Origin of the sequence: Cryobacterium sp. Hz7, assembly GCF_004402815.1 — a bacterium.
Lineage (GTDB): Bacteria > Actinomycetota > Actinomycetes > Actinomycetales > Microbacteriaceae > Cryobacterium > Cryobacterium sandaracinum.
Genome location: NZ_SOFB01000028.1, coordinates 1 through 6,622, shown reverse-complemented (window position 1 = coordinate 6,622; position 6,622 = coordinate 1). Strand labels below are relative to the sequence as shown.

Genomic DNA, 6,622 nt, shown 5'->3' with positions numbered 1-6,622 from the left:
GCCGAGGCCGGCCAGGGCGGCGGCCACGCCGGCCGTCGCGGGCCGCCCGAGCCGTGCCGGGGCCGATCGGGCCGGCGGCCCGGGCGCAGGAGGCGTCGGCGGCGTCGGAAGTGAGGACGAGGAAACGTCGCGGCTGGCCATGTCGCCAGCTTAGATTTGCGGCCTGTGAGTCCTCCGCAACGGCCCGTGACGGCCGCGGTGATCGGGCATATCGTCCCTGTGTTCACGCTCAGCCGGAGGAGAGACAATGCTCGGTTCCGACCCGGCCGCCGGGCGCGGAGCGGATGCCCAGTGGAATAGGGCAGGATCGAAGGATCATGGCAACTCTCACCGCCCTCCCGCATGTCACCGATCCGGATGTGCTGTTCGAGGCCTTCGAAACGTGGGCGGGGGAGCAGGGTCTGTCTCTGTATCCCGCGCAGGAAGAGGCCCTGATCGAGATCGTCTCCGGGGCGAACCTGATCCTCAGCACCCCGACCGGCACCGGTAAGTCCCTGGTCGCCGTCGGTGCGCACTTCGCAGCGCTCTCGGCCGGCAAGCGCACCTTCTACACGGCGCCGATCAAGGCCCTCGTCAGCGAAAAGTTCTTCGCGCTGGTGGAGATCTTCGGCGCCGAGAACGTGGGCATGATGACGGGGGATTCCTCGGTCAACTCCGACGCCCCGATCATCTGCTGCACGGCGGAGATCCTGGCCAACCTCGCCCTGAGAAACGGTGAGGACACTCCTGTGGACCAGGTCGTGATGGACGAGTTCCACTTCTACGGCGACCCCGACCGCGGCTGGGCCTGGCAGGTGCCGCTGCTGCTCCTGCCCGGGGTGCAGTTCATCCTCATGTCGGCGACCCTCGGCGACGTCACGTTCATCGCCGACGATCTCTCGCGCCGCACCCGTCGGACCACCGCGGTCGTCACGGGCGTGGAGCGCCCGGTTCCGCTGCACTACTACTACCAGACCACGCCCGTGCACGAAACGGTGGAGGAGCTACTGAAGACCGGGCAGGCTCCGATCTACATCGTGCACTTCGCCCAGGCGGCCGCGCTCGAACGGGCTCAGGCCCTCAGCAGCGTCAAGGTCGCCACCAAGGAACAGAAGGAGGCGATCGCGGAGCTGATCGGCGAGTTCCGCTTCACCACGAGCTTCGGCAAGACCCTGTCCCGGCTGATCCGGATGGGCATTGGCGTGCACCACGCCGGCATGCTGCCCAAGTACCGCCGCCTGGTGGAGCAGCTCGCCCAGCGCGGCCTGCTCCGCGTCATCTGCGGCACCGATACCCTCGGCGTGGGCATCAACGTGCCGATCCGCACCGTGCTCTTCACCGCACTCACCAAGTACGACGGCGTCAAGATGCGCCAGCTCAACGCCCGCGAATTCCACCAGATCGCGGGCCGCGCGGGCCGGGCCGGCTACGACACGGCCGGCACCGTCGTCATCCAGGCGCCCGACCACGAAACCGACAACCTCAAGGCCATCGAGAAGGCCGGCGACGACCCCAAGAAGAAGCGCAAGATCATCCGCAAGAAGGCGCCCGAGGGTTTCGTGTCCTGGGGTGAGCCCTCGTTCCAGCGGCTCGTGGCGGCCGAGCCGGAAACGATGCACTCGAGCATGCAGATGACCGCGGCGATGCTGATCAATGTCATCGGGCGCGGCGGTGACGCGTTCACCCACGTCCACGACCTGATCTTCGACAACCACGAACCCTGGAATCGCCAGCTCGCGCACGCCCGGCGTGCCCTCGGGATCTACAAGACCCTGCGCGCGGCAGGGATCGTGGAGCAAAGCGCGGCCGGGGACATCCGTCTCACCGTCGACCTGCAGCCCAACTTCGCCCTCAACCAGCCACTGTCGCCGTTCGCGCTCGCCGCGTTCGACCTGCTCGACGCCGACCCCGATGTGGCCGGCCCCGGCAGCGGCCACTACGCCCTCGACATGATCTCCATCGTCGAGGCCACCCTCGACAACCCGCGCCCGGTGCTGATGGGCCAGCAGTTCGCGGCCCGCGGCGAGGCCGTGAACGCCATGAAACGCGAGGGCATCGAATACGACGAGCGGATGGCGCTGCTCGAGGAGATCACCTGGCCGAAGCCGCTCGAGGAGTTGCTGCACGTCACCTTCACCACCTACAAGGAATCCCAGCCGTGGATCGCCGACTTCGAGCTCAGCCCGAAGACGGTCGTGCGGGACATGTACGAGCGGGCCATGTCCTTCGGTGAGTTCGTGGCCTTCTACAAGCTCGCCCGCAGCGAGGGCGTCGTTCTCCGCTATCTCTCGGATGCGTACCGGGCCGCCCGGCAAACCATCCCCGACGACGCCAAGACGGAAGACCTGCTCGACCTGATCGAGTGGCTGGGCGAGCTGGTGCGCCAGGTCGACTCGAGCCTGCTCGACGAGTGGGAGGAACTCATCCACCCGGACCTTGCCGTGCACTCGGATGCTGCGCAGTCGGTGCTGCCGCCCGCGCCCCGCCGCCTGACCACCAATGCGCGTGCGTTCCGCATCCTGGTGCGCAACGAGCTCTTCCGCCGGGTGCAGCTGGCCGCGCTCGAGAACTATGACGCCCTGGGCGAGCTTGACCGGGAACACGGTTTCCACACGGATGCCTGGGTCGATGCCATGGACGGCTATTTCGCCGAGCACGACGAGCTGCTGACCGGGGCGAATGCGCGCAGCGCAGACCTGATCATCTTCAACGAGGGCGCATCCGTCTGGACCGTGCGGCAGATATTCGACGACCCGGCGGGGGACCACGACTGGGGCATCAGTGCCACGGTCGACCTGGCCGACTCCGACGAGCTGGGCGCCGCCGTCGTGCGCGTCACCGGCGTCGACCGGCTGTAGCGGGCCGGGCGGAAGCCGCACCGGGAGTACCGTGGGAGCATGACGCAGTCGCCAGCATCCGTCGCCCCAATCCGCACCGGACTGATCGGGTTCGGCACGTCCGGACGCGTGTTCCACAGCCCGCTCCTCGGCGCGAACCCCGAGTTCTCGCTCGACCTGATCGTCACCCGCGACCCCGTGCGGCGCGAGCAGGCCGGTGAGCGTCACCCGGGGGTGCGCCTGATGTCGACCGCCGAGGACCTGTTCGCCGCCGCGGACGACCTGGACCTGGTCGTGATCGGCTCACCGTCGGGCACGCACGTCGAACTCGCCCACGCCGCCCTCGACGCCGGGCTCGCCGTGGTCGTCGACAAGCCCTTCGCGGTGACAACCCGGGAAGGCCGCGGCCTGATCGAGAAGGCCGTGAGCCTCGGCCTGCCGCTCACCGTGTTCCAGAACCGGCGCTGGGACGGCGACTTCCTCACCCTGCGCGGCGTAATCGCAGCGGGGGCGCTGGGCGATGTGCGCCGGTTCGAGTCCCGGTTCGAATGGTGGAAGCCGGAGCAGACCAAATCGTGGAAGGTCGGCGCGACCATCCAACAGGGCGGCGGGGTGCTCTTCGACCTCGGCGCCCACCTGATCGACCAGGCCCTGCAACTGTTCGGCCCGGTCGACGACGTCTACGCGGAGACCCTCATTCGACGCCCGGGTGGGGTCGCCGACGACGACACCTTCGTGGCGCTGCACCACGGGTCGGGGGTGCGCTCGCACCTGTGGATGAACGGGATCGCCGCCCAGGTCGGCCCGCGCTTCCACGTCCTCGGCTCCGAGGCGGGCTACACCAAGTGGGGCCTCGACGGCCAGGAGACCGCCCTCGCGGCGGGTGCCCGACCGACCGACCCGGGTTTCGGCGTCGACCCGGAGTCCGCCTGGGGCGTACTCGGACGGGACGGCGCGCTGACCCGGGTGCCGACCGAGCGCGGCAACTATGCGGCGTTCTACACCGGTCTGGCCGACGCGATCCTGCGTGGGGCTCCGATCCCGGTCGACCCGCGGGAGTCGCTGCGCACGATAACCCTGATCGAGCGCATCAACCTGCTGACGCACTAAGGCACGTGCGTCCCGGCCCCGCCGTTGCGGCGCACCCGGAAGGACGGGGCCGACTCTACCGCGTGGACGCTGTCCATCGCTTAGGGAGGGCCGTGCCCGGTGTCGAACCAATTCGACGGAGATCCTGCTGTAGAAGTGCGTTTTCGGCGTGACCGGGTGCGATCCGGCCACAATCTCCGCCGAATTCGTTCGCAACGGAGTTGTTGCAGGGCCGCCCCGACCGTCCCGCGAGAATGCTCTCCCGCGTGGATGGCGGTGCCATCCGGAGCGTCCGCTTCCGCGTCGGTCTCGGCCCGGAGAATCGTGGGAACCCCACTGCCGTGCCGCCCCGACGTTCGAGGCGTGTCACCACCTTGACGAGCCGGCTACCGGAGCCTTATCGAGAAGCTGGGAATGTACCCCTGAGCGCGCTACCCGGTGGTGGTCCAGTCGAGGTTGATCACATCCCGGATGTAGATATTCTCACCGAGACCCGACACCGACGGATTCATGCGCAACAGCTGCTGCACCGGTAGGTCGAACCGCTGCGCGATGGCGAAGAAGTCGTCGCCCTCCAACACGGAGTAGCTGGTCGGGGCGCCCGTACCATCGGTGACCGGGGCGCCGGTGGCCCCCGTACTGGCGCCAAGGTCGACGGCCGGGCCCTCGGGCAGCGGCTCCACGGGCACGGCCTCGGCGTTGGGCGTGATAGTCGGATTCGGCACAACCGGGGCATCGGGCTCGGGGGTCGGCGTGGGGGTGGGCGTGGGAGTCGCAGTGGGCGTCGGCGTGAGGGTAACCGTCGCGGTGACCACCGGAGCCGGGGCGCCGGCGCACCCGGCGAGGCCGAGCGGGAGCAGCAGCATGGCGGCCAGAGCGACCCGCGCCCGGACACGTGTGGTTGTCGGCCGCGCAGAATTCATCGGATGTCCCCCTCGAAGAAAGTTCCGTTCGTGCCCCCGAGCGGATGCGTCCAGTTTAGGGCGCAAGTGGCGATGTCAGCACTCGATCACGTTGACGGCGAGGCCACCCTCACTGGTCTCCTTGTACTTGGTCGACATGTCCAGGCCGGTCTGGCGCATGGTTTCGATCACGGCGTCGAGGGAGACGAGGTGCGTGCCGTCGCCGTGCAGGGCCAGCCGGGCCGCCGACACGGCGGTCGACGCGGCGATGGCGTTGCGCTCGATGCACGGCACCTGCACGAGCCCGCCGACGGGGTCGCAGGTGAGGCCCAGGTGGTGCTCCATCGCGATCTCGGCCGCGTTCTCCACCTGCCGCGGCGTGCCGCCGAGAACGGCGCAGAGTGCGCCGGACGCCATGGCGCAAGCGGAGCCGACCTCGGCCTGGCAGCCGCCCTCCGCCCCGGAGATGGAGGCGTTGGCCTTTACGAGAGAACCGATGGCGACGGCGGTGAGCAGATAGCGACGGATTCCCGCGGCATCCGCCCCGGGCACGAAGCGCAGGTAGTAGTGGCCGACCGCGGGGATGATGCCGGCCGCGCCGTTGGTGGGGGCGGTGACCACGCGGCCGCCGGAGGCGTTCTCCTCGTTGACGGCGAGGGCGAATGCATGCAGCCATTCGGTCGAGGTATCGCGTTCACGCAACGGCAGCCGGTCATATTCCTCTAGCTGCATGCGCACGGCCGCCGCGCGGCGCTTGACCTGAAGGCCGCCGGGGAGGGTGCCGGTGGCCTCGAGCCCTGACTCCACGCAGTCGCTCATGGCGTTCCAAATCGCGTCGAGGCCGACGTCGAGCGCCTCGGCCCCGTGGATCGTCTCCTCGTTGGCGCGGGCGATGTCGCAGATTGCGACGGCGTAGAGGTCGCAGAGGGCGAGGAGTTCGGCGCTGGAGGAGTACTGCCGCGGCTGTGGCACGGCCCTGCTTGGGCCGAACGGGTCGCCGTCGCGCCGGATGAAGCCGCCGCCGATCGAGTACCAGGTCTCCTCGAGCAGGGGAACGGCGTCGTGCCCCCAGGCCGTGAGGGTCAGCGCGTTGGGGTGGCCGGGCAGCCGGGTGCGCGCCTCGAAGGCCACGTCATCCTTTCGCACGGGGATGGCATGGCTGCCGCCGAGCATCAGCACGGCGTCGTCGGCCAGGCCGGACCAGGCGGAGCGCACGTCATCCGGGTCGCAGGTCTCGGGGCGGAGCCCGGAGAGGCCGGCCAGGACTGCGTCGGGCGTGCCGTGGCCGAGTCCGGTCGAGCCGAGCGAGCCGTAGAGCGAGCAGCCGATTCGGGCCACGTCGGCGAGCAGACCGGCATCGCGTAGGTGGTCGGCGAAGGTGAGCGCCGCCCGCATCGGGCCCACCGTGTGGGAGCTGGAGGGGCCGATGCCGATGGAGAAGAGGTCGAGTGCCGACACATACGCAGTCATCCGACCAGCGTAACCGTGCCACGGCGGAGAGCCGGGGCGAAACGCATGAGCCGAGACGAACTTGACAGAACCTCGAATGAGTACAGACTAGCTGGCAGAGCGCGAGCTCCTGCGCTGTCGTTGGCCAACTCAAAGGGTCCGATGATGAAGTTTCCCCGAACGCTGTCAGTCGTGTGTCTGGCCGTCGCCGCCACCCTTCTGGTCGGCCTGCCTCCCTCCCACGCGGCCGTTACCGTGGTGGCGGTTGTGGATGTGGCGGATACGTATACGGGGTCGTCGGCGCCTCTGTCGGAGAATGGGTTGAGTGCGTCGCTGGCTGTGTATGGCACGCCGGATACGACGTCG

The 6,622-nt window shown here is 68.9% G+C and carries 5 protein-coding genes; 3 read left to right on the top strand and 2 right to left on the bottom strand.

The genetic code is table 11. The annotated features are described in order from the left end of the window. The first annotated feature begins 317 nt into the window (after positions 1 to 317). Complete coding sequence (locus E3N86_RS07275; RefSeq protein ID WP_241985975.1) at positions 318 to 2,837, top strand: RNA helicase; 2,520 nt, start codon at positions 318 to 320, stop codon at positions 2,835 to 2,837. A gap of 39 nt (positions 2,838 to 2,876) precedes the next feature. Beyond that, positions 2,877 to 3,926: a Gfo/Idh/MocA family oxidoreductase gene (locus tag E3N86_RS07270; RefSeq protein WP_134511650.1), complete on the top strand. Its 1,050-nt coding sequence runs from the start codon at positions 2,877 to 2,879 to the stop codon at positions 3,924 to 3,926. Positions 3,927 to 4,336: 410 nt separating this feature from the next. Here the strand turns inward: E3N86_RS07270 and E3N86_RS07265 are convergent, their stop codons facing one another. Both E3N86_RS07265 and E3N86_RS07260 read right to left on the bottom strand, forming a co-directional pair. Next, positions 4,337 to 4,828 carry a LysM domain-containing protein gene (locus tag E3N86_RS07265; RefSeq protein WP_104193611.1) on the bottom strand — a complete coding sequence of 164 codons (492 nt, stop codon included), beginning with the start codon at positions 4,826 to 4,828 and terminating at the stop codon, positions 4,337 to 4,339. Between the two features lie 75 nt (positions 4,829 to 4,903). Further along, positions 4,904 to 6,277: an L-serine ammonia-lyase gene (locus E3N86_RS07260; RefSeq protein ID WP_134511649.1), complete on the bottom strand. Its 1,374-nt coding sequence runs from the start codon at positions 6,275 to 6,277 to the stop codon at positions 4,904 to 4,906. Positions 6,278 to 6,418: 141 nt separating this feature from the next. Here E3N86_RS07260 and E3N86_RS17160 point away from each other — a divergent pair. Next, positions 6,419 to 6,622 (top strand): hypothetical protein (locus E3N86_RS17160; protein ID WP_206751008.1); only part of this gene is annotated, 204 nt, incomplete at its 3' end.